At 60.1% G+C, this 24,990-nt stretch carries 14 protein-coding genes; 12 read left to right on the top strand and 2 right to left on the bottom strand.

Going from position 1 to position 24,990, the window contains the following annotated elements; genetic code table 11:
* Nucleotides 1-131: 131 nt before the first annotated feature.
* Nucleotides 132-3,350, bottom strand: a complete 3,219-nt coding sequence (locus tag IE061_RS16550) for a putative bifunctional diguanylate cyclase/phosphodiesterase (protein ID WP_193462088.1) — start codon at nucleotides 3,348-3,350, stop codon at nucleotides 132-134.
* Between the two features lie 246 nt (nucleotides 3,351-3,596).
* Between IE061_RS16550 and IE061_RS16545 the strand changes: the two genes are divergently transcribed.
* The 4 genes from IE061_RS16545 to IE061_RS16530 all read left to right on the top strand — a co-directional run bounded on the left by IE061_RS16545 (nucleotide 3,597) and on the right by IE061_RS16530 (nucleotide 11,824).
* A complete protein-coding gene (locus tag IE061_RS16545) occupies nucleotides 3,597-5,123 on the top strand; it encodes a methyl-accepting chemotaxis protein (RefSeq protein WP_193462087.1) in 1,527 nt (508 codons plus the stop codon).
* Between the two features lie 92 nt (nucleotides 5,124-5,215).
* Nucleotides 5,216-9,766, top strand: coding sequence for an EAL domain-containing protein (locus IE061_RS16540; protein ID WP_193462086.1), 4,551 nt, complete (start codon nucleotides 5,216-5,218; stop codon nucleotides 9,764-9,766).
* A complete protein-coding gene (locus IE061_RS16535; protein WP_193462085.1) occupies nucleotides 9,763-11,247 on the top strand; it encodes a GAF domain-containing protein in 1,485 nt (494 codons plus the stop codon). Before IE061_RS16540 ends, IE061_RS16535 begins: the two co-directional genes overlap by 4 nt.
* Nucleotides 11,237-11,824, top strand: a complete 588-nt coding sequence (locus tag IE061_RS16530) for a biliverdin-producing heme oxygenase (RefSeq protein WP_189464167.1) — start codon at nucleotides 11,237-11,239, stop codon at nucleotides 11,822-11,824. Before IE061_RS16535 ends, IE061_RS16530 begins: the two co-directional genes overlap by 11 nt.
* Here IE061_RS16530 and IE061_RS16525 read toward each other — a convergent pair.
* Complete coding sequence (locus IE061_RS16525) at nucleotides 11,784-13,886, bottom strand: S9 family peptidase (RefSeq protein ID WP_193462084.1); 2,103 nt, start codon at nucleotides 13,884-13,886, stop codon at nucleotides 11,784-11,786. The two genes, IE061_RS16530 and IE061_RS16525, sit on opposite strands and share 41 nt — an antisense overlap.
* 62 nt (nucleotides 13,887-13,948) lie before the next feature.
* Between IE061_RS16525 and IE061_RS16520 the strand changes: the two genes are divergently transcribed.
* The 8 genes from IE061_RS16520 to IE061_RS16485 all read left to right on the top strand — a co-directional run bounded on the left by IE061_RS16520 (nucleotide 13,949) and on the right by IE061_RS16485 (nucleotide 24,952).
* Nucleotides 13,949-14,374, top strand: a complete 426-nt coding sequence (locus IE061_RS16520) for a hypothetical protein (protein WP_193462083.1) — start codon at nucleotides 13,949-13,951, stop codon at nucleotides 14,372-14,374.
* A gap of 28 nt (nucleotides 14,375-14,402) precedes the next feature.
* Nucleotides 14,403-15,188: a class II glutamine amidotransferase gene (locus IE061_RS16515; protein WP_039182579.1), complete on the top strand. Its 786-nt coding sequence runs from the start codon at nucleotides 14,403-14,405 to the stop codon at nucleotides 15,186-15,188.
* A 195-nt stretch (nucleotides 15,189-15,383) separates the two neighbouring features.
* Entirely contained in the window at nucleotides 15,384-17,054 is a 1,671-nt protein-coding gene (locus IE061_RS16510; protein WP_193462082.1) for an AMP-binding protein, read from the top strand.
* A 94-nt stretch (nucleotides 17,055-17,148) separates the two neighbouring features.
* Nucleotides 17,149-21,180 carry an ATP-dependent RNA helicase HrpA gene (gene hrpA / locus IE061_RS16505; RefSeq protein ID WP_193462103.1) on the top strand — a complete coding sequence of 1,344 codons (4,032 nt, stop codon included), beginning with the start codon at nucleotides 17,149-17,151 and terminating at the stop codon, nucleotides 21,178-21,180.
* Between the two features lie 11 nt (nucleotides 21,181-21,191).
* On the top strand, nucleotides 21,192-22,316 hold the full coding sequence (locus IE061_RS16500) for a beta-ketoacyl-ACP synthase III (protein ID WP_039182588.1): 1,125 nt from the start codon (nucleotides 21,192-21,194) through the stop codon (nucleotides 22,314-22,316).
* 98 nt (nucleotides 22,317-22,414) lie between these two features.
* Nucleotides 22,415-23,245, top strand: a complete 831-nt coding sequence (locus tag IE061_RS16495; RefSeq protein ID WP_193462081.1) for an MlaA family lipoprotein — start codon at nucleotides 22,415-22,417, stop codon at nucleotides 23,243-23,245.
* Between the two features lie 8 nt (nucleotides 23,246-23,253).
* On the top strand, nucleotides 23,254-24,447 hold the full coding sequence (locus tag IE061_RS16490) for a PP2C family protein-serine/threonine phosphatase (RefSeq protein ID WP_039182594.1): 1,194 nt from the start codon (nucleotides 23,254-23,256) through the stop codon (nucleotides 24,445-24,447).
* Nucleotides 24,437-24,952, top strand: a complete 516-nt coding sequence (locus IE061_RS16485) for an STAS domain-containing protein (protein WP_039182597.1) — start codon at nucleotides 24,437-24,439, stop codon at nucleotides 24,950-24,952. Before IE061_RS16490 ends, IE061_RS16485 begins: the two co-directional genes overlap by 11 nt.
* The last annotated feature ends 38 nt before the right edge of the window (nucleotides 24,953-24,990 follow it).

The raw sequence follows: 24,990 nt of genomic DNA, 5'->3' as shown, positions 1-24,990 counted from the left end.
GGGCGAGTATGCCCAAAGAAAGGCGTTTTGAAAAGTGTTTTTGGAAAATGTTTTCATAAAAAATTATCGGCATAAAAAAGCAGCGCTGAGCGCTGCCTGCAGGAAAAAGTCGTCAGGAGGCTATCTTATTGTCAGCCTTGGCGTTCTGTCAGCCATGACTTCAGCGTGTCGAACGGCATGGGCCTGGCCAAAATATAGCCTTGCAATACATCGCAGCCCAGCAGCAACAGCTGCTGTTGCTGGGCGTCTGTTTCGATGCCTTCGGCGACCACGGTCAGATCCAGGTGGTGTGCCAGCGCGATGATGCCTTGGACCACGGCGGCATCCTTGCGGTGGTGGTCGATGTTCATGATGAAACTGCGGTCGATCTTGATCTTGTCGATGGGCAAGTGGCGAAGGTAGCTCAGGCTGGAAAAGCCGGTGCCAAAGTCATCGATGGCGATGCTGACGCCCAGCTCGCGCAGCGCATTCAGCGTCTCGATGGCGGCTTCCGTGTCGTTCATCAGGATTCCCTCGGTCAGCTCCAGTTCCAGCGCGCCAGGGGGGAGGCCGGTTTCTGCGAGGGTCTGGCGGAGGGTGTTCAAGAAGCTTGGCCGATGAAACTGCAGCGGCGAGAGATTGATGGCCACGCGCGGCTGCCCGGCGAGCAGGGGGCGCAGCAGGCAGAAGTCTCGCGCAGCGCGCTCCATGACCCAGGCGCTCAAACCAATGATTTGCCCCGTCTCCTCGGCGATGGGGATGAATAATCCAGGGGAAATGGCGCCCTTGACAGGGTGATTCCAACGTACCAGGGCCTCGAAACCGTGTACCTTCCCATCACGCGTCAACAGCGGCTGATAATGCAGTTCGAACTGCTCTTGAGCCATGGCCTCCTGCAACTCGTTGCGCAACGTCACCCGCTGGGTCAGCTTGTGATTGATATCATGGGTAAAGGTCTGTTGGGTATTGCGACCCTGCTGTTTGGCCTTGTACATGGCCATGTCGGCTTGCTGCAGCAGCGCGGCAGGCTGTTCCAGCGTTTCGTCGCTCAGGGCGATCCCGATACTGGCTGAAAGATACAGCTCGTGGCGATCGATGCGATAGGGTTTGGCCAACTCCACCAGCAGCCTTTCCGCGACCTCTTCCGCGTCCCTTGCGTTGACCAGATCGGGTAACAGCAGGACAAATTCGTCCCCGCCCAGTCGACATAGCGTATCGGAGGGGCGAATCATGGCTTCCAGCCGCTTGGCGACGTGAATCAGCACTTTATCTCCCACGGCATGACCCAGGGTATCGTTGATGGGCTTGAAGTCGTCCAGGTCGATGAAGAGTACCGCAAGCTGCTGCTGGTGGCGCTGGGCCAAGGCAACGTCATGACGTAAGCGATCCTCGAACAGGGCTCGGTTGCCCAGCCCCGTCAGGGCATCGTGGGTCGCGTGAAAGAGCAGCGTTTGCTGGTGGTTATGGCGCTCGATGGCCAGGCGCATCAGGCGCAGAGCACTGGCCAGTAGCGAAGGGGTGCTTTGGGCGCCGGGATCGGGTGAGGTCACGTTGGCATGCTTCGATAGCAGCACCACCGCTCCCAGTGCATGGCTATCGCTGCCATCCAGCAGGTGCAATGAAGCGCGTCGATAGCCATATTCCGATAACAGCCTGGAAAACTCTTCTGCAGGCGGCTCGTCGAGGCTCCATGCCATGGTGGAGCGTTGCTGCAATTGCAGCTCGCTCGCCAGGCGCATCAGGCTTTCGTTGAGGCTGGGGTCGCTCTGCAACGCGGCGGGGAGGCTGGCCGAAAGCAGTTCTATTCGGCGTGCTGACGATGGTTCCAGGCGCCAGATGGCGACCTCCCACTGAGGATTCTGGTGCTCCAGCAGGCGGCATATTTGCAGTAGCGTTGCGCTGCACGGCTCGTCGCGTGCAATCATGGCCTGGATTCGATGCTGGTCCTCCAACGCCTCCTTGGCTTGGGTAAGTTCGATAGAGCGCTGAGCCCGAGCGGCCATCAGGGCTAAACTGAGCACCAGCTGATAGGTCAGCAAAAGCCCGGAAATTCCCACGCCTGCGGCAATGAAATTGCCCAGTTCGAAGCTGGCAGAACCCCTTGGCCACAGGCTCAGGTGGAGAGCTGTGTCCTCTGGTAGGAGCAGTATTTCTTCACTGAGCGGGGTGCCTTCATGGTGATCAGGGTTCGAGTCCAGGCCCCGCAAATTGACCATTTCCCCGTTGTCATGCGAAATGCTCAGGGCAAAGGCCTGTTCTGCGATGGTGGTTTCTTTACCGATCAAAAAGTCGATATCTATCATGACGATGAGCTGGAATCGTGGCTCGCTGGAAGGCATCAGTGCCAGGAGCGCGATATCGGGTCTGGCTGCGTCGGGAAGCAGCCATTGTGCGGGAGCACGCTGCTGATTCAGCCAGCGCAGCACCGTTGGCTTTGTCAGTTGCTCATCCAGCCAGAGTAGATCATTTCCCTGTTGGGCCCTTCGCCACGTTTCTCGTGAGGACGGGTCGAGGTAGGCCATGGCCAAGAAACTGGGGTAATCATTCCAGTAACGAACCACTTCACGTTGACGAGAAGACGCATCGATAAAGACGCCTTGCCATCGTTCAGCCAAGCGTTTCAGCACCAGTGTGCGCGATGTCAGCGTTCTCTCCACGCTCGTCGTGACACTCTCCAGGATATGGTGCGCCTCGGTGCGCACGCTCTGATGCTGGTTCCAACTGATCAGAAACCAGCTGGCCATGCTGATGCTGACGCCCAGAAGCCCGGCCAGGACGGCGGTCTTGCTGAGCGATGTGGTCAAGTGAGGAATGTGGCGGCTGACCATGATCATGGCCAGGCCAAAGGAGAAGCAGAGCAGGCCTGGCAAGAGGGCGCTGGCTCTTGGCAGCCATTGGGGCAGTGCGGCCCCCGCCTGGTCTGCCAAAGTGATGATGCCGATGACCCAGAGCAGGATGCCGCCGGTTTGCCACATGCGCCGTTGCCAGCCGCCAACAGGGCCAACCCATAAACAAAAGGCGGCCAGGGTCAGCGTCGGCAATGCCTGGGAAGGTAAACGGGGCTGTCCCGTCAAGAGCGACAGGCCTGACGTCCCCGCCAGGAGATTATGCGCCAGTGTATACAGGCACAGCAGTAGCAGTGATACCGACGTCACCCGCCGCCAGTAGGCAAGATTGGCCATCACCGCACTCAGGCCCAGTCCGGATAGCAGGATCACCAGTGCGCTATCCGGAAGGATGGCGAGTGCCTGGGGTTGCGGCAAATGAGGGATGACACCGAACAGCAGGCTGGCCCCGCCGATGATGACAGTGGTCGCCAGTAGCATCAGCAGCCCTGTTTGCAGGGCCAGCTCACGATTGTGTACATCCATTGGGTGTGTGTCTTCTGAAGCAGGAGGTGGAAGTATTGTGAGTCTTATTATGCTGCGGGAGAGCCGGAGAGGTGAAGCAGCGGCTTGGCAAATTCAGTGTAATCTAATAGTGGTGAAGTGTGACAAATCTGTAAAGCAGAGTATTGAAAAAGTGTTACAAGGTTTCTATAGTCCGATTATCAGGCCGCCCCCCTCGGTCTGCTCCCCTCATCCTCGCCTGACCCTTGTCCCCACAGAAGGAGACTCATGTCTCGACAGCTTTTCGCACGTCATATTGCCCATGCCGACCGTCTCATGTGGCTGCCTATTGGTTTGATCGGCGCTCTGTGCCTTATCGTTGGGTCGTTTACCCAAACGCTGTGGATCGCCATCGCTTACGCGTTGGCCACGCTACCCTTGGCCGCCTGGTTACAATGGAAGTGGCCTGGGCTCATTTTCAACGGTTTCATCAAAGCGGCGGTCATGATGGGCTGGGCGGCCGTGCTCATCGAGCAGAGTGGCGGTCTGATCGAGGCGCATTTCAGCATCTTCATCCTGCTGGCCGCACTGATTCTCTACAGCGACTGGCGGGTGATTGCCTTCGGTGGTCTCGTGGTAGCACTGCATCATGCGGCGTTCAGCTGGTTGCAACACCTGGGGTACGTGCATCTCTACAGCGGTATGGTGGGGAGTGGTCACGATCATGATCATTCGGGCGCGGAGCTGGTCGCCTGCCTGTTGATGCACGGTGGTGCGGTGGTAGTGCAGGTCGGCATTTTGGGCTACTTGGCGAAAGTGCTGTCGCGCACGGTGGCTGAGGGCCTGCATGTCACCCGCTTTGCTCACAAGGCAGGCAAAGGGCACCTGGACACCACCTTTACTCCCCAGCAGCAGCGCTTGCCCGCCGTGGCCGCGGTGTTGACCATGCGTGATCAGGTCGCAGGCAGCTTGCACAAGACCCAGGCGGCCGCCCAGGCGGCTTCCCAACTCAGTGAGCAGCTGTTTTGTGCTCAAGATACGCTGAGTGAACAGATTGCCCGCAATGTCAGCCAAACGGAAAAAATCTCCACCAATGCCACCCAACTGGCGGGCCTCACCCGCGATACGGCCATGGAGTCTCAGCATGTCCGCCGACTTGCGCAAGACGCGCAGGCCGCCATGGAGGAGAACGACCGTCAGGTAAATGCCCTGCAGGATATGATGCATCAGTTGGCCCAACAGGCAGAGTCCATAAGCAGCATGCTGGCAGAAATCGACCACATTACCTTTCAAACCAACCTGCTGGCTTTGAATGCGTCGGTGGAAGCCGCCCGTGCTGGTGAGCAAGGCCGGGGCTTTGCGGTGGTCGCCAGTGAGGTGCGTAAACTGGCGGGCAATACGCAACAAACCGCTGAGCGTATTCGAGGCAATGTGGAAGACATTACCCGACAGACTGCCAATGGCGTTACCCAGAGCCAGGCGGCCAGTGCGACCACGCATCGGCTGGAGGCCTCGTTTGCGGAAGTCGCTCGACGGCTGGGTAGCATGGACAGTGCGCTACAGCAGCAGCACCAGGGTATTGATGCCCTGGAGCACAGTGTTACCGAGATCCATGATGCGCTGGAACGCTCCAATCGTTCGGTCAGTGATGCCCATGAGATGGCCGAGAAGCTCTCCAATACCGCAGACACCCTGTTGGAAGCGGTGAGTGGCTTTCACCTCCCGCCACAGAGGGTGGCAGGAAGCGTGGCTTCACTTTCTGTAACGCCTCGAACGGCACTTGCCGAAAAGGACTTCATCGCCGATAAACAGTAATAGCGTTAATGGTTTAATGGCGGGTGACGTATTGCTTTGTTGCCAAGCTGTGTAGACTGTCGAAACGCCTCACCATGATTCAAAGGAACGCCATGACTGCTGCAACGCCAGCGCCAGTATCACCGCTTGTCGTGGGTATTGGCGCCTCTGCGGGTGGGCTTGAGGCCATTACCAGGCTGATACGCCCCCTGGATCCTGCGCTACCGCTGGCGTATGTGGTGCTGCAGCATGTCTCTCCTGCCCACAAAAGCATGCTGGTGGATATTCTTGCGCGTGAGACCCGGTTGCGGGTGACGCGTCTGGAGCATCAGCAGCGCCCGGAAGCCGGCGTCATCTATGTGGTGCCCGCCAACATGAATGCGACGATAAGAGAGGGCGTGTTTTACACCACGCCCGCGTTGCCTCATGTCGTGCCCAAGCCTTCCATCAACGATTTCTTTACCTCTTTAGCCAGCGATGCCCACGAATCTGCCGTGGGCATCGTGCTTTCTGGCACCGGCTCCGATGGGACGGCTGGGCTGCGTGCCATTCTGGCTGCAGGGGGCGTCACCATGGTACAGACGCCGCACACAGCAAAATACGACGGCATGCCGCAGTCGGCCATCGATGCGGGTGTCATCGACTACATTCTGGATGTGGAGGAGATGGGAGGGCGTTTGGCAGAGCTTGCCCGCCTGGAGTGTGCCAGCCTGGAAGGAAATCAAGTCTCGGTGCCCCAGCGTCTGTTGACGCTGCTCAAGGAGCGTCGACAGCTTGATTTTTCGGGCTACAAGCAAGGAACCTTGAGTCGGCGCATTCGTCGTCGACTGGTGGCGAGCAACGTGTCCGACATGCAGCAGTACATCGAGCTGGTAGAGAGCAACCCGGCCGAACTCGAACAGCTGGGTCGCGATATCCTGATCTCGGTGACGGCATTTTTTCGGGATACCAGTGCTTTCGAGGCCGTGGAAAAAGCCGTCAGAGGCATCGTCGAGTCAGCCAATAGCGGCCCCCTGCGTATCTGGGTGGCGGGGTGTGCCACAGGCGAGGAAGCCTACTCCATTGCTTTGCTGGTCGCAGAGGCCAAACGGCAGCTGGAAAGTCAGGCGGTCGTGCAGCTGTTTGCCACGGATATCGATGACGATGCGCTGGAAATTGCGCGCCGAGGTCGCTACATCGGTGCGGCGCTGGCCGCACTGCCCGACGAGTGGCGGTCACGCTACTTTACCGCCCACGACCATGTCTATGAGGTCAGCAAGACCTTGCGTGACATGATCGTGTTTGCCAAGCACAACCTGGTCGATGATCCTCCCTTCCTGCGTCTTGACCTGATTACTTGTCGTAATGTTCTGATCTATTTCGATAATGATTTGCAGACAAGAGTGCTGCAACGGTTTCATTTCGGTTTGCGAGAGCGAGGTGTGCTGTTTTTGGGGCGCTCGGAGAGCATTGCCCATTCCGAAGCGCTGTTCAAACCTCTCGATCGGCGGGAGCGCCTGTTCGTCAAGCAGGGCAACAGCGCGGAAGTGGTAGAGCACTCCTCGGCGATGCTGCGACATGTATCGCCTTTGAAGCGACGTGATCGAGACATGCAGCAACTGCTGGATGCCTTGGTGGCGCATGTCGGCGTCACGGTGGTGTTATGCGATGCACAGGGCAACGTCCAGCATACGGCTGGTGACGTCAAACGCTTTTTGCGCTTCCCTTCTGGTCGTACTCAGGTCGGTATTCAGGATGTCGTCAGTGATCTGTTTCGCGGCGAGCTGATGTCGCTGTTGCATCAGTTTCACAAGACCCACGCGACGCAAATGGGTAGGCGTCGGCGTTTCGAAGGCGAGTGGTGGCAGTTGAGTGTTCGCGGCCTGACCGAACAGGCTGACGATCATCGTCTTCTCGTGGTACTGGCACCCTCGTTGGAGAGTGAGCGCACACCGGACGCGTCGCTGGACAAGCTCATGCTGCCAGAGTTGGATGGCCTTGACAGCCTGGAAGACGAGCTTGAAGCCACGCGAGAGCACTTGCAGTCGTTGATCGAAGAGCTGGCCACGGCAAATGAGGAAATGCAGTCGCTGAACGAAGAGGCGCAAGCCTCCAATGAAGAACTGCAGGCCACCAACGAGGAACTGGAAGCTGCCAATGAGGAGTTGCAGGCCACCAACGAAGAGCTGATCAGCCTCAACGAAGAACTCAACGTGAAAACGGGCGAGCTGACCAAGCTCAACGATGAGTATGCCTACCTCTATGACGCGCTCGATTTTCCGCTGTTGGTGTTCGATGGCGAGCTGTGTCTCAAACGCTACAATGCCCCAGCCTCGCGTTATTTCAGCTTGCGCCCCACGGCCTTGCAGCGCCATGTGGCCGGGCTGCGGCTGCCTGCCGTGCTTAACGATCTGGAGGATGTTCTTCTGGAGGTCGGTGAGCAGGCATCGCCGATCGAAAGTATCCTGGAGCTCGAGGGCAGGCTGTTGCAGCGCCTGGTGACCCCTGGCATCAACCAGGAGGGGAGCGTCGAGCTGTTGGTGGTGACGCTGATGGACGTGACAGACCTTAGTCATGTCCAGGCCAAGCTGCGTCAGTCCCAGGCCCAGCTCCATGCGTTGATGGAAAACAGCACGGTCATGATTGCCCTCAAGGATTTGAATGGGCGCTATACCTTTGCCAACCCACGCTTTCTGGAATCGTTCGGGCTGACCCAGGAGCAGCTGATCGGGCGTAATATTTTCGAACTTTTTCCGGATACCTATGCGGGCTCGGTATGGGCGAAGGATCTCGAAGCACTGCGTTATCAGAACAAGGTGAGCGCCGAGCATGTGTTGCCCACGGAAGAGGGCCATCCTCGCGTGCTCACGTGCGTTCACCAGTTGCTCCGCGACGAGCATGGCCACCCCTATTTGATCCTCACCGAGTCGGAAGACATCACGGCTCGCAAGTACGCCGAGCGGGACATGCAGGTGGCGGCCAAGGTTTACGAACAGGCAGGGGAGGCCATTGTCGTCATCACTGCGCAGGGTGAGGTGCAGTCTGTCAATGCAGCCTTCAGCCGCATTACCGGCTACCGTTCAGACGAGGTCGTCGGTCACCCCGCACTGCCACTGCTCTACTGTGAGGACAACACACCGTCTGACCATTCCTGCTCGGGTGGCTGTCAGGTGGTGTGGGAAATCGTGCAGCAGACGGGCTATTGGCAGGGTGAAGTCTACAACAAACGCCATGACGGCGTGGTGTTTTCGCAATGGTTGACGCTCAACCGGATCGTGGCCGAGACGCCCGAAGAAACCCTTTATGTGGCGGTGTTTTCCGATATCAGCCACATCAAGGATACCCAGCGGCAGGCGGAGTACCTGGCCACCCATGATGCGCTCACCGGCTTGCCCAACCGGACGCTGTTTCAGGATCGATTACAGATCGCCATTGCTGCAGCCAAGCGTAGTGACCAGCTTAGTGCCTTGATGTTTCTGGATCTGGATAACTTCAAGAGTATCAATGACACCCTGGGGCACGACGTGGGCGACGAGCTGCTGATCCAGGTAGCCAGTCGTCTGAAAGAGCTGGTACGCGATATGGACACCGTGGCGCGCCTGGGAGGGGACGAGTTCACCATCATCCTCATGGAAACCTCCATCGAAGGGGCGGAACAAGTGGCCAAACGCATCGTGGAGGCCATCGCCAAGCCCTTCGATGTGCGACGCCACACGCTGTTCGTGACGTCCAGCATCGGGTTGGCCTTCTGCCCTGATGATGGCGATGACGTGGCAGGGTTGACCAAAGCTGCAGACACCGCCATGTACCGTGCCAAGGAGAATGGTCGCGACCGCTTCGAGCTGTTCAAGCCCGAGCTGCAGGCTCGCTTGATGCGCGATGTAGCGATTGGGCAGGCCCTGCGTGAAGGTATGGAGCACGGGCGCCTGCATCTGGTCTATCAACCCAAATATACCTGCAAAGATGGCCACCAATTAGCGGGGGCCGAGGCGCTGCTGCGCTGGCAGGACCCTGTGTTGGGCGCTGTCAGCCCCGTGGACTTCATTCCCGTGGCGGAAGCTACCGGGCTGATTCTGGACCTGGATCGCCATGTTGCTCTGATGCTGATCAGGCAGATCGCCCAGTGGCGCGAGCAAGGGCTGCAGCCGCTGCCCGTGGCCATGAATGTTTCGGCACGCAGCTTTCAAGAAGAGCGCTTCATTACCCATCTGTTTGGTTGCCTGAAACAGTACCGCGTCCCCCACACGCTCATTCAGGTAGAGATCACCGAAAGCACGCTGGTCGATCGCTCCAGCTCGGCGCTGGGCAATATCGAAAAGCTGCGCGAGGCAGGCATCAAACTGGCGGTGGATGATTTTGGAACGGGCTATTCATCGCTGGCTTACCTGAAGCGTCTGCCACTGGCGGAGCTGAAAATCGACAAGAGCTTCGTCGATGGCCTGGGCGGAAGTGACGAGAGCGATCAAGCCATTGCGCTGGCCATCCTGGGCATGGCCAGCGCGCTGGGGATCCGTACCGTGGGAGAAGGCGTCGAGACGGCCGCGCAGTTGGCCTGGCTGGTAGAAAATGGCTGTGACTTCGTTCAGGGTTATTACCTTTCACGGCCTCTTGCCCTGGACGCCTATGCTGAGCTGATACGTGTGAATGGCAAGGCTGAACTTCTCTCATCGGATTTAACCCAATGACTGACGAGCGTGGTTTCATCCACCAGTGTGAACAAGAGGCATTGCATCTGACGGGGGCGATACAGCCCCATGGAGTGCTGGTCATCGTTGATGCCGAAGGCCGCATCACGCATTTGTCCGCCAACAGCGAGCGACTGGACGATGCCCAGGGCACGTGCCGCCTGGGGCAGCGCTTGCCTACCCATTTTCGGGACTACTTGCTGACCTTGCCTGCCTTGAAGGAGGGCGAGCGTCACTATGGCCAGTGTCACACCGAGCGTCAGGAGTTCGATCTCGTGGCCACTGTGCACGGGGAGGGCCTGGCGTTGGAGTTTTATCCAGTGGATGCCCACGGAGACACCATGACGATTATTGGTGCCTCTGTCGCCGTGCCTGATAGCAGCGATGAGCTCAATGCCCAGTGTCAGCAATTGATGGACGAACTGTTGACCATGAGCGGCTTTGACCGTGTTCTGTACTACCGTTTCATCCCCGCAGGCGATGGTGAAGTGCTTTGCGAAGCGCGGCGCCCAGGCATCAAGGGCAGCTATCAAGGGCTTCGCTTCCCGGCCAGCGATATCCCTTATATCGCGCGGCAGCTCTATCTCAAGAACCCCTGGCGTACCATACCGGATGCCACTGCCTCCCCTGTGCCCGTGCATGCCCTGGCGGCCGGGGCGGTGCCTGATCTTGGCTACGTCGATCTGCGCAGCGCTTCGCCCATGCATCTTGAATACATGGCCAACATGGGAGTGGAAGGCGCCATTTCGCTACCCATCATTCAGTCAGGCGAGCTGGAGGCGTTGATTTCCTGCCACTGTGCCACGCCGCGCCAACTCACCGTCAGTCAGCTTCGGCAGATGGCCGCCGTGAGCGAAGCGTTCAACTTGCGTTTGCGAGACTTCAAGGCGCGTCGGCGCCTGCAGATACTCGATGGCATGGAACGGCACTTCGACAAGGCCAAGGCAGTCCTGATGCGCCATGGTGGTCTGGAGAGCGCCTGGGATGAACTCAGCGCCTGGCTGATGACGACGTTTGCCGTGGATGGTGTGCTGTTGCAGATGGATGACGAATACTACCTGAGCGGCGTTGGACTGACCCCCGCCGCCATTCAGGCGATTAGCCAACAGGTCGTCAGCGAGCCTTCGAATGTCTGGTTAAGCGACAGCCTGCAGCGGGACTGTGCATCCATGCCGCTTAGTGAGGTCGCGGGGGTGGCAGTGATCGGAGATCTGCCGCTGGACTCCCATCATCGCGTCAATCTGTATCTGTGCCGTGTCGAGCATTTGTACGAAGTTACCTGGGGTGGGAATCCGGACAAGCCCGTCGACTACCGTGATGGTCAAAGCACGGTGTCGCCCCGCCGCTCCTTCGAAGCGTGGGTGGAGCAGCGGGTAGGCCACAGCCGCCCCTGGTCTTCCAGCACCCGGCTCTACCTGTTGAAACTGCGTGCCTTGCTTCAGCAGGCCAAGAGCTTGCCGTGGGGTAAAGATGACGCGTGAGCCCTTCGCTGCCACGACGTTGGCCCAGTGGCTCAAGAACACGACGCGTACGGCTCACCAGCGCGTTGATCATCACCCTGTGCTCAGCCCTCTCCTTCGACCAGGGCTGAGCCTGGAGGTCTATGGGCAGGCACTGACCCGCCTTTACCCGGCGATATCAGGACTGGAGCAAACGCTGGCGGCGGCGCTTGGCGAATGGTCTTGGCGCTATCCTTTGGTGACGCGTGCGGCCCTGCTAGAGCAGGACCTGCAAGCACTTGGTCAGCCACTGACTGCCCGCTGGCGATTCCCTGAACCGCATAACGAGGCGGAAATGGTGGGTATGCTGTACGTGCTGGAAGGGTCTCGGTTGGGAGGGGAGGTGATCGCGCGTTGCGTGATCCAACAGTTGGGCTCCTCGGTGCCGTGTCGCTTTTTTGGTGCCACGCCGCTGGCGGCTGACACCTGGGCCGCGTTATGGCGCCAGGCAGAAGCGGCCTGCCCGGAACCCGATTGGCCTTGTGTGCGCCAAGGGGCCGAGCAGGCCTTCGAAGGCTTTATTCAGGCCTTGTCACGAGACCCAACGCCCATAGAATGAAGGCATCCTGGCGTGCCGCATCGCGCCAAGCCTTGAATCTGCCGGAGGCGCCGCCGTGGCCGCTGGTCATGTCGGTGTGCAGCAGAATCGGGGCGCTTCCCTGCTGAGCCTGGGTCACACGGGCATAGAACTTGGCGGGCTCCCAGTAGCTGACCCGGGTATCGAACCAGCTGCCCTCGACCCATAGCGCCGGGTAGCGCTGAGGGCGAATATTATCCATGGGAGAGTAGCCAGCGATCCGCTCGCGGACGTCGTTGCTCTCAGGGTTGCCCCATTCGGTGTACTCGGCGGTGGTCAACGGCAGCTCGGGATTCTGCATGGTGCGCAGTACATCCAGAAAGGGCACGTCGAGCACAGCAGCACAGAACGCCTCTGGTGCCCGGTTCAGGCAGGTACCCACCAGCAGCCCGCCCGCGCTGGCACCGCAGGCGACGATCCGTTCAGGCTGGCTGACCTGCTCGGACACCAGTGCCTCGCGGGCAGCCAGGAAGTCATGAAAGCTGTTTTCCTTGTTGGCCATCTTGCCTGCCAGGTACCACGGTTCGCCGCGCTCGCCGCCGCCGCGTACGTGGGCCACGGCAAAGGCCACGCCACGCTCCAGGAGCTCCAGCCTGGCAATCGAAAACCAGGGGTCGAGTGCTTCGCCATAGGCGCCGTAGCCATATAGCAGCGTCGGCAGAGGCTGCCCGACCAGATCGGCACGCATGACCACGGAAACGGGCACCTGTTCACCGTCGTGGCTGGTGGCCCAGATCCGTCGGCTGACCAGTTGCTCAGGGGAGAGGCTGCCGTGTACCGGTACTTGCTTGAGTAGCGTGCGCTCACCGCTGTCCAGGTTCAGCGCAAACCAGCGGGGAGGGTGGGTAAAAGACTCTTCCCGCAGGTGGAGCGTGCGTGCATCGAAGTGGGGCATGTCCTCCAGAAGCTGCGAGACAGGCGTGTCGGGTAGCGCCAGGTAGTGATCTTCGATGAGCGTATGGCCATCTTCGGCCAGGCTCAGTTGCCTCAACCGCACCTGAGCTTCCTGATGACTGCGTTCGGCCACGACCAGCCCCCAGGCGAATGCATCTACCCCTTCCAGCGTGGCGTCCTCCCGCGGGGGCAGCAGGCTTTTCCAGCCCGTATCTTCCAGCGTGTCGGCACGCGTATCCAGGGCAAAGTGTGGCCCTGCCTGATTGTGTAGCCGGTAGAAAGCCCCCGGCCGATGGTCGATGCTGACCTCCACGCCATTCGTGCGCCCATGCAGGCATACTGGGCTCGCGGCGGGTTGGTGGGCGGGCAGGGCGTGGACCTCCGTGGTATCTTTCGAGCCGCTCTCGATGATCAGCCATTGACGCGAACGGGTCTTGCCAACGCCCAGCCAGAACTCCGGGTCGTCTTCACGCAGGATCAGTGTCGGTGCGCTAGCCTGAGCGTCGGTGTCTACCTGGGCGTCGCTATTGAGCCCTACCCACAGTCGCCACAAGCTATCGGGGCGCTGGGTGTCGTCGAAGCGGGTAAACAGCAGCGTCGCGCCATGGGTTGTCTGGTCCTCTGCCCAGCACACCGACGGCCCGATGTCTTCGAGCAACTGGCGGGGAGTGCCGCTGGGCAACGCTTTCAGCCAGAGGGTGTAGCGTTCGTCCCCTTGGGTGTCTTCGGTCCAGGCCAGCCACTGCTCGTCGGGGGAGAGGGCCATGTCCCCCATGTCGTAGAACGGCTGCTCTGCGGCACGCTCGCGCACATCCAGAAAGCACTCGGCACGCTGGGGCTGGCCGTTGGGATGTCGCCACCAGCAGGGGTAGTCGTCGTCGGCTCCCGTTTCGCTCCAGCAGGTGAAGTGATCCAATACCGTGGCCAGGCTTTTGACCGCCAGCTCGCGCCGTGCCAAGTGTGAATGGTAGAGGGCGTCGGCCAGCGGCGCCAAGGGGCGAAACCAGTCGGCATGCTGCTGGTTGGCGTCGGCTAAAAAAGGTTGAACGTCTGGTGCGTCACGAGATTCCAACCAGTGCCATTCAGGGTCATCGGCGCGATAATAGCGTGCTACGGGCGAGCCTTCGTGCATACCAGGCTGTGCTTTCATAAATTGACAGGTACCATAACGGGAAATCAACGTCGGGTGCTTCCACCCACATGAGGGGTATTATGCTGTTTGCTGACTCAATGTCACTGCTGTGGCTAAGTTATTACGGACTTTCGCTGCTGGTCGTGCTGGCCATCTATTTTGCGTTGGCCTGGTTGCCGCGCCTGCCTCGTCTTGTCATTACCTGGGGCGTGGCGGGCGTCATGTGGATGCCGGCCAATTACCGCTTGCCGCTGGTGGAAGAGGGTGAGTTCTATACCGGCTGGGCGCCATCGGCCATGGTCGCGGCGGTGGCGTTTTTCGAACATAGCGCCAGTGGCCTGCGCAATGGCCTGCTGTGGGCCATTCTGGGCATTGCGCTGGGCGCCTGCGTGGGGATTGCGCTGTGGTGGTGGCGGCGTCCGATGCCGGTCGAAGAAGCCCCTGCACGCCGTCAGAGTGTCGAAGAGCCTCATCCTGTCCGCCGTCGTGAGCCGGTGATCCGTTGATCTCCAAACTGGCCGGGGAGGCGTCTTCATGTGTGAGTTGATGGGTATGAGCGCCAATGTACCCACGGATATCTGCTTCAGCTTTTCGGGTTTTCTGCATCGGGGCGGCGGTACGGGGCCCCACCGCGATGGCTGGGGCATTGCGTTCTATGAAGAGGGCGGTTATCGCGAGTTTCGCGACCCTCACCCTTCGGTGGATTCGCCTATCGCGCGGTTGATATGCGACTACCCGATCAAGTCGCACGTGGTCATCAGCCATATCCGTCAGGCCAACGTGGGGGGCGTTCGGCTGGCCAATACGCACCCTTTTACTCGTGAAATGTGGGGGCGGCCCTGGTGCTACGCCCATAACGGTCAACTGAGTGACTGGCAGCAACTGCCGCTGGGGCTCTACACCCCCGTGGGCAGTACCGACAGTGAGCACGCCTTCTGTTGGCTGATGGGCGAGCTGCGGCGCCATTTTCCTTCGCCTCCTGAATCGCCAGAGCCACTTTGGGAGCGGCTGCATGCGCTCTGCGAACGGCTGCGCGGGCTGGGGGTGTTCAACCTGCTGCTCTCGGACGGTGTCTATCTCTATTGCTACTGTTCTACCAAACTGGCGCACATCACTCGACGGGCACCGTTTGGGCAGGCGGAGCTCTCGGATGCCGAGATGACGGTCAATTTCGTCGAGCACACCACGCCCAACGATATCGTTTCGGTGGTGGCCACCGAGCCCCTGACCCACAATGAAGCCTGGCAGCGTATGGCGCCAGGTGAACTGTTGGTATGGCGTGGGGGAGAAATCCGTGCCCGTTATGGTCCAAAATCCTGACTATGCTAAAGAAATGGCATGACCAGAACGGTGGTGAGGGTCGACGGGCTTTAAGCTAAAGTTGAAACGCAAGTTTCAATCGTTCGTTTTACAGTCTGCTGGACGTCGTATATCGTTGGCGTTCATGAACCACTTGATAGCCTCGCCACAATAACAAGGTCGGTACAGCATCGACACGGATAGCGGAGATTCCCCATGAGCGAACACGCCAGCACCCCCATTTTACGCGGCCCAGCGCTTGAAGGGTTGGAGCAGTACGACTCGGTCACCGATGTATTCCATTCGGCAGTGAAGCGCTTCGCCCAGAAGCCAGCCTTTACCTGCATGGGCAAGACGCTCAGCTTTGCCGACCTGGACCACTTGTCAGCGGATTTCGCCGCCTGGCTGCAGCATGAAACCGATCTGGAGCCGGGGGATCGGATCGCCATCCAGCTCCCCAACGTACTGCAGTTCCCGGTGGCCGTCTTCGGCGCACTGCGTGCTGGTCTGGTGGTGGTGAATACCAACCCGCTCTACACCGAGCGTGAAATGGCTCATCAGTTCAAGGACTCAAACGCCAAGGCCATCCTGATTCTGGCCAACATGGCCGACAAGCTCGAGAAGGTGCTGGACAAGACCGACATCAAGCACGTGCTGGTCACTCAACTGGGGGACTTGCATGACGTGCCCAAGCGCTGGCTGATCAATGCCGTGGTCAAGCACGTCAAGAAAATGGTGCCCGCCTACTCGCTGCCCAGCGCAGTTGGTTTTCGCGATGCGCTGAAGAAGGGCGCTTCGCTCACCCATCGCCCGGTAGACCGCACCCAGGAAGATCTGGCCGCGCTGCAGTACACCGGTGGCACCACCGGCATGCCCAAAGGGGCAATGCTGACGCACCGCAACCTGGTGGCCAACATGTTGCAGGCTCGCTCGGCCATTGGCGAGCATCTGACCGACGGTGAAGAGCTGGTCATTGCGCCGCTGCCGGTGTACCACATCTACACGTTTACCGTTAACTGCCTGTTCCTGATGGAAACCGGCAACCACTCGCTGCTGATTACCAATCCGCGTGACTTGCCAGCCTTCGTCAAGGAGTTGAAAGGGCTGCCGTTCACCGGTTTCATTGGTTTGAACACGCTGTTCAATGCCCTGTGCAACCGTGATGATTTCCGCCAGCTCGACTTCTCGAAACTCAAGCTGACCATTTCCGGCGGCATGGCCTTGACCAAGGCAGCCGCTCAGCGCTGGGAAGAGACCACCGGCTGCCCGATTGCCGAGGGCTACGGGCTGACAGAGACCTCTCCCATCGTCAGCTTCAACCCCAACGACGCCATTCAACTGGGCACCATCGGCAAACCCGTGGCAGGTACGGCGGTGAAGGTGGTGGACAGCGAGGGCAACGACGTGCCGTTCGGTGAGCCAGGGGAGCTGTGCGTGCAAGGGCCTCAGGTCATGAAAGGCTACTGGCAGCGTGAAGACGAAACGCGTAATTCCATCGATGAGCAGGGCTGGTTCCACACCGGTGACATCGCCATCCTTCAAGACGATGGCTATATCAAGATCGTTGATCGCAAGAAGGACATGATTCTGGTGTCCGGTTTCAACGTCTATCCCAACGAAGTGGAAGACGTCGTGGCCGCGCATCCCGACGTGCTGGAAGTGGCTGCCGTCGGGGTGGCCGATGAAAACGCCGGCGAAGCCATCAAGCTCTTCGTCGTGTCGAAAAACAGTCAGCTGGATGCCGAGACGCTGCGCGCTTGGTGCAAAAAGGAGCTGACCGCCTACAAAGTACCCAAGTACGTTGAATTCCGCGATGAGCTGCCCAAGACCAATGTGGGTAAAGTGTTGCGTCGCCAGCTGCGCGACCAGGAAGCCAACAAGGCCTGATACATTGCCATATTGGCTGGCGTTAGGCGTCACGTGATTGAAAGCGGTACAATGGTCGGCCCACTCCATGAGTGGGCCGACGTTTTATTCTGAGATGGAAACCGAGCCTAACGTGACCACCGACACGCACTCTTCTCGCACTGAATCCCCGCAAGATCCTGCTGCTTTGCTGGCGGTACTCGACGCATCGCTGGGTGATGTCATGCTTCGCGACCGTGAGCGCCTGGCCCGGCGTGTGTCGGGCTTGAAGCGACGGCAGCGTGACAACAAGCCGGTCGACCGTGGTGTCAACGAGCTGCGCCGCGACATGGCAAAGGCCACGCAGCTGCTGGCCCAGCGGGAAGCTCTGCGTGTTGCCTTGAACTACCCCGGTGAGTTGCCCGTCGTCGAGCGTCGCGAGGACATTCTGGCGGCCATTCGGGAGCACCAGGTGGTGGTCGTGGCCGGTGAAACCGGCTCGGGTAAAACCACCCAGTTGCCCAAGATGTGTCTGGAGCTGGGGCGCGGACGCCAGGGCCTGATTGGCCACACCCAGCCGCGCAGGCTGGCAGCACGCAGCGTGGCAGCCAGGCTTGCCGATGAGCTGGAGGTGGCACTGGGTGAGCAGGTGGGCTATCAGGTACGGTTCAATGACCAGAGCACGCCCACGACGCTGGTCAAACTGATGACCGACGGGATTCTGCTGGCCGAAACCCAGCACGACCCGCTGCTGTTGCGCTATGACACTCTGATCATCGATGAAGCCCACGAGCGCAGCCTCAATATCGATTTTCTGCTGGGCTACCTGAAGCGTTTGCTGCCTAAACGCCCGGACCTGAAGGTGGTCATCACCTCCGCCACCATCGACGTCGAGCGCTTTGCGGCCCACTTCGGCACGCCTGACGCGCCGGCCCCGGTGGTCGAAGTCTCGGGCCGTACCTACCCGGTGGATGTCCTTTATCGCCCGCTGGTGCGCAGCGAAGAGGACGAAGAAGACCGCACGCTGCAAGAGGGTATTCTTCATGCCGTGCAGGAAATCGAGACCATCGAGCGCCAGAAAGGCTGGCTCCACGGCCCCCGGGACGTGCTGGTGTTTCTGCCCGGTGAGCGTGACATTCGGGAAACCGCCGATACGCTGCGCCGTGCCGACCTGAAAGGCACCGACATTTTGCCGCTCTATGCGCGGCTGTCCAACGAAGAGCAAAATCGCGTGTTCTCCCCCCATCGCGGGCGACGTATCGTGCTGGCCACCAACGTGGCGGAAACCTCGCTGACCGTACCGGGAATTCGCTATGTCATCGACCCGGGCCTGGTGCGTATCAGTCGCTACAGCTACCGTGCCAAGATCCAGCGGCTGCCCATCGAGCCCATCAGCCAGGCCAGCGCCAACCAGCGCAAGGGGCGCTGTGGCCGGGTGGCCGAAGGGGTGTGCATTCGGCTGTATGATGAAGACGACTTTCTGGCTCGCCCGGCGTTTACCGACCCCGAAATTCAGCGCACCAACCTGGCGTCGGTGATTCTGTCCATGCTGGCGCTGAAGCTGGGGCACATCGAAGACTTTCCGTTTGTCGACCCGCCTGACGGCCGCTTCATCAAGGATGGTTTCCGGCTGCTGTTCGAGCTGGGTGCGGTGGACGACAAGCATCAGTTGAGCCCGCTGGGCCGTAAGCTGGCCAAACTGCCCATCGACCCAAGGCTGGCGCGCATGGTGCTGGCAGGGGCCGAACGGGGCAGCCTGCGCGACGTGCTGGTGGTGGTCTCGGCGCTGGCCATTCAGGACCCGCGAGAGCGGCCTGCCGACAAGCGTCAGGCGGCCGACCAGGCGCATCAGCGCTGGCACGACCCGGATTCCGACTTCGTCGCTTTGCTCAACCTATGGCACGGCATCGAGAATGCTCGCGAGGCGCTCTCGGGCAATCAGCTGCGCCGCTGGTGTCGCGAGCACTACATCAACTATCTGCGCATGCGCGAGTGGCACGATACGTTCCGCCAACTGCGTCAGCTGCTGCGTGACATGGATATCGAGGTGCCGCCACCGCTGCCTCGCGATGAAGACGAAAGCGAAGAGCAGGCCAAGCAGGCGCGGCGTAAAACCTCTGGCAAGCTGCACCAGGCGCTGCTGTCGGGTCTGTTGTCCAATTTGGGAACGCTGCTGGAGAACCGCGAATACCTGGGCGCTCGCAACCGCAAATTCATGATCCATCCCGGCTCCGGGTTGGCCAAGAAGAGCCCCAAATGGGTCATGGCCTTCGAGCTGATCGAAACCACCAAGCTGTTTGCACGCACCGTGGCCAAAATCGACCCCCAGTGGATCGAGCCGCAGGCGCAGCATCTGGTCAAAAGCAGCTACAGCGAGCCCCACTGGGAAATGAAGCGCGCCCAGGTGGTGGCGTTCGAGCAGGTGACCCTGTTTGGCCTGCCTATCGTTGCGCGGCGCCGGGTGCACTATGGCCCCATTGCGCCCCAGGAGTCGCGGGAGCTGTTTATTCGTCGTGCGCTGGTCGAAGGCGAATTCCAGACGCGAGGCGCGTTCTTTGCCCATAATCGGGCGTTGATCGCAGAGGTCGAAGCGCTGGAGGATCGTGCCCGACGGCGTGACATACTGGTGGACGAAGAGAGCCTGTTCGCCTTCTACGACGAGCGCATCCCCCCAGACATCGTCAATGGCAAGGGCTTCGAACACTGGCGCAAGCAGGCCGAGCAGCAACAGCCCGAGCTTCTGAAGTTCGATCTTGAGGCGCTCAAGGCCCGTGACGCCCATGACGTGACCCAGGCGCAGTACCCGGATCACCTCACCCTGGCGGGCGTGGCCTATCCGGTGAGCTATCACTTCGACCCGGATGCCGAGGACGATGGTGTCACCCTTACCGTGCCTGCGGCGATGCTGCCGCAGCTGCCTGCCACTTCCCTCGACTGGCTGGTGCCCGGCCTGTTGCGCGAGAAGTGTATTGCGCTACTCAAGTCGCTGCCCAAAAGCCTGCGCCGCCAGGTGGTGCCTATCCCCGATTGGGTCGATGCCGCCCTGGAAACACTGGTGCCGGACGAGCGCCCCCTGACCGAGGCGCTTGGCGAGTTCATCCGGCGGCGTACCGGCACGCGGGTTCACCCCGACGACTGGCGCCTCGACCTGCTGCCGCCCCACCTGCGCATGAATGTGCGGGTGGTCGATCATGGGGGCAAGACCCTGGGGCAAGGGCGTGATGTACGTGCCCTGGAGCGGCGCTTCGAGGAAGCCGCCAGTGCCGGCGCCCAGGCGCTGGCCGAGCAGGCCAGCCAGGCACCCACGCTGGAAGAGCTGCCCGCATCGCCGCTGCCTGAATCTCGTGTCACCACCCAGGCGGGCATTCGCGTGGAAGCCTACCCGGCCTTGGTCGCTGAGGGCGGGCACTTCAAGGTCAGCCTGTTCGATCATCCCGCCAAGGCGCAGTTTGCGCATCAGGAAGGGGTCGCCCGGTTGGCCATTGCCAAGCTGCCTGAGCAGGTCAAAGCCATCAAACGGCTACCCGGAGTCGAAAAGTGCGCGCTGCTGTTCGCCAAGGTAGGCAGCAAGCAGGCCTTGGTCGAGGATTTGCTGCTGGCGGTGTTTACACAGGTCGTGGCACAGCATCCGCTACCGCGTTCTGCCGGTGAGCTGGCCGAGCGACTGGCAAAGACGCAGACTCAACTGGTGGCCCATGCCGAGACCGTGCTGGGGCGTGTCGAAGAGGCACTGAAAGGCCATCTTGCCGTCAGCAAGATTCTGAAAGGGAAACTTAATTTTGCACTGGCGCTGGTCTACAGCGATGTCAGTGCGCAAATGCAGCGGCTGGTTTACCCAGGCTTCATTCGTGATGCGGACGAGTGGCTCACGGAGTATCCACGCTACATGGAAGCCGCCTTGATTCGCTTGGAAAAGGCCGCCCGAGAGCGGGGCAGGGACCAAATGCTGATGCAGGATGTCCAAGCCCTCGAAGCGCGCTTTGACGCACGGCGCAAGAGCGAGCGACGTGGCGCGGCCGAAGACCCGACGCTGGTAGCGTTCGGTTGGTGGATACAGGAATTGAGAGTGTCGCTGTTTGCGCAGCAGTTGGGCACGCACATGCCGGTATCGGCAAAACGCCTGGAGAAGCGTTGGGAAGAGATCACCCGCGGGCAAGGCATTCAATGAAGGAGGTTGGCATGACACAGGCAGTGATTACCGGAACAGGACTCTATACGCCGGAACACGCGGTCGATAATGCAGCGCTGGTCGCTGCCTTCAATGCATGGGTAGATCGCGAGAACGCGCGCCATGCCGAGGCCATTGCCCAGGGTGAGCGGGCAGCGCTGGCCTATTCGAGTACCGAGTTCATCGAGAAGGCCTCGGGTATCAAGAGCCGTTACGTACTCGATGCCGCCGGGATTCTTGACCCTGAGCGAATGCGGCCTAAACTGCCACAACGTGCCAACGACGAGCCGTCGATTCAGTGTGAGATGGCGACCGAAGCTGCGCGTCAGGCATTGGCGTCAGCCAAGGTGTCGGCGGCGGATATCGAGCTGGTCATCGTGGCCTGCTCGAACCTGGAGCGCGCCTACCCGGCCGTGGCCGTGGAAGTGCAGCAAGCGCTGGGCACGTCGGGCTACGGCTTTGACATGAACGTGGCGTGCAGCTCCGCCACGTTTGCGCTGGAGACCGCGGCCAATGCGATTGCAGCGGGGCGGGTGAAGCGTGCGTTGATCGTCAATCCGGAGATCTGCTCGGCACATCTGAATTTTACAGACCGTGACAGCCACTTTATTTTCGGCGATGCTTGTACTGCTATGGTACTGGAAAGCAGTGAGGTGGCGGTGGCCAAGGAGCGTTATGCGATTCTGGGGACACGCCTGGTCACTCAATTTTCCAACGCCATTCGTAACAATGCCGGTTTTCTCAATCGAGTCACCGACAGCGACCCGCTGGCCCTGGACAAGCTGTTCGTGCAAGAGGGAAGGCGAGTGTTCAAGGAAGTCTGCCCGCTGGTCGCCAAGCTGATCACCGAGCACCTAGCCTCCTTGGAGTTGAGCGGTGAGGACCTTTCGCGTATGTGGTTGCATCAGGCCAATCGCCACATGAACGATCTGATTGCCCGCAAGGTGCTGGGCCAGGAGCCCGATGTGTCGCAGGCACCGATCATCCTGGACCGCTATGCCAATACCAGCTCGGCGGGGTCCATCATCGCCTTCCATCTGCATCGCGAAGACTTGTCGGATGGCGATATCGGGGTGATCTGTTCGTTTGGCGCAGGGTACAGCGCGGGAAGTGTGATCCTTCGCCGGGAAGGCTAAGTACTTGAGATAAGTACGTCGTGAAAACCACGTCAGCGGCGAATCGTTGGCGTTGTGCACCCTGAAGTTGCGTTGATGAAGTGAAAAGAGGAAACCCCATGCTGAGGTTGTTTGCCAAGCAAGACACGGCGCCTGGGACGTGGCGCCCCTGGCTCCCCGCTCTGTTGTTGGCCACGTTGACCATGGGTGGATGTGCCAGCACGTCTACCCACGAGCGCGGCGACGCGAGCGGAGAGGGTGTCGTTGAGCAGTCAGCGCATCCGGAAGACCCTTGGGAAGGCTTCAATCGGCGCGTATTTGCTTTCAATGACGTGCTCGACCGCTATGCGCTGAAGCCTGTGGCCACGGGATACAAGACCATCACCCCTCAACCGGTGCAGACTGGCGTGGGTAATTTTTTCTCGAACCTGGGGGAAATTCGCACGGCCATCAACAGCTTGCTGCAAGGCAAGCCCGCCAATGCGGGGCTGGCCACGTCACGCTTCCTGATCAACTCCACGGTAGGGGTCGGTGGGCTGCTGGATTACGCGACGCATATGGAGATCACCGCCGAGCGTGAAGATTTCGGCCAGACCCTGGCCGTATGGGGTTGGGAAGATTCACGTTATCTGGTGTTGCCGCTGCTGGGGCCGCGTACCCTGCGCGATGCGTCGGGTTTCCCGCTGGATATCGCGGCGCACCCCATCACCTACATGGACGATCACCAGCTGCGTGCTGGCCTGACTGCACTCGATATCGTGCACTTGCGGGCGGGCCTGCTGGATCAGGAGTCACTGATTCGTGGGGATCGCTACCGATTCATTCGCGATGCTTACTTGCAGCGTCGACAGTTCGAGATCAATGATGGTGAGCTGGGCGACGATCCCTTTGCCATGGACGATTTCGAGTTCGACGATAGCGACTTTGGTGACGACGACTTCGCCGACTGAGGCTAGACATGGATCACGCAAAGCAGTTGATCGCGGTAATCGATGAGCCCGGTAGCGAGCGTGATGCGCTGGCCGAGGCGATTACCTGTGATGGTATGTGGGTGTTTGCCGCAGACAATATCGATCATCTGCCGGTGGGCACCGCGCTGATCGTTGCCCATGCCAGAGCAGTGCCCAGGCAGCAGTGGTCGCAGCTGGCCCATCGCCTGCCCGCACTGGTCGTGAGTGATACCCGTCAGGATGCGGATTTGATCAAGGCGATCGACGCCGGGTTGGTGGATTACATCGTCCACCCGCTCAGGCATACCGAATTGCTGCGCAGGATGATCCGCAAGGCCATCGAGCTGCATCAACTGGCCCAGGAGCGTGATCGTGACCGGCAACGGCTGGCGGAGCTGAACGAAAGCCTGGAAACGCATCTGGCCCTGCTGAGAATGGATCAGCAGAGTGGGGGACATATCCAGCGCCGTCTGCTGCCGCCAAGGCCCAAGGTGATCAGCGGCGTCTATTACGATTACTGGTTTGCGCCGTCGCTCTATCTGTCGGGCGATTTTCTCGACTACCAGCGCTACGACGACCGCTTCAGCGTGTTCTATTTTGCCGATGTATCCGGCCACGGGGCCTCCTCCGCCTTCGTGACCGTGCTGCTGAAATATCTCTGCAACCGCTGGTTGAACGAGTGGGACGGCCAGGACCCTCAGGCGCTGCCACCCCGCTGGTTATCGGCCCTGAACCGTGAACTTCAGGATACCGACATCGGCAAACACGCCACTTTATTTGTCGGTGTTATTGACCATGAGGAAAAGACTCTGCACTATTCGCTCGGCGCCCAGCTTCCCATGCCGCTATTGATGGCGGATGGCAACCTGAGGCGTTTGGCGGGGGAAGGAATGCCTGTAGGCCTTTTCCCTGATGTGGAGTATCCTTCGCTTAGCTGTCCGCTGCCAGCCGACTTCAGGTTGTGGCTGTGTTCAGATGGTGTATTGGAATGCTTGCCGGGTAAGACGCTCGACACGCGGCTCACGGAACTTGAGCAACTAGTAAGCGAAAGTGTCACGCTTGAGCAGCTGCGAGACCGGCTAGCCAACACCAACTCGCTCCTGAGTGGGGGCGACGAGGAAGATGAGGCGAACCAGGACCGCGATGCTTTACCCGATGACCTGACAATCATGATGGTGAGCGGATTTGGTCATGCTGATTGAAGAGGGCCGCATCAAGGCGGCGTTCGACTCCGGTGTTTTTGTTTTAAAGCTGTGTGGTGATGTAAGACTCACGCTCTGCGCCACACTCGATACCCAAGCACAGCGTCTAGCGGAAACGCCAGGCCTGCGTGCCGTGATGATCGACCTGCGTGAGGCCACGAACGTCGACTCGACGGCGCTGGGTTTTCTCGCCAAGGTGGCCATGGCCGTCAAAGGTCGCCTGGAACAGCCCCCAACCATCATCGCGGATAATCCGGATGTCCGGCAGATGCTGGATGTGATGGGTTTTGCGCGCTTCTTTACGCTGATGTCGGCACCGATTCAGCCGTCGGCGCCGCTGGAGACGGTACTGGAAGATCTGCCCGAGGAGCCCGCTGACGAAGAGGGGCTGCGCGGCCGTATTCTGGAAGCGCACCGTATCCTGATGCACATGAACGAGCATAACCGCGAGCAGTTTCAGCCGCTGGTGGAGATGCTGGAAGCCCAGGGGGCTCCTGCAAAATAAAGCCCTCTGGCCAGTGATGCGCCAGAGGGCTGTTCAAA

Source organism: Vreelandella hamiltonii, from assembly GCF_014651795.1.
Taxonomy (GTDB): domain Bacteria; phylum Pseudomonadota; class Gammaproteobacteria; order Pseudomonadales; family Halomonadaceae; genus Vreelandella; species Vreelandella hamiltonii.
This window is presented reverse-complemented; position numbering and strand designations above follow the sequence as displayed.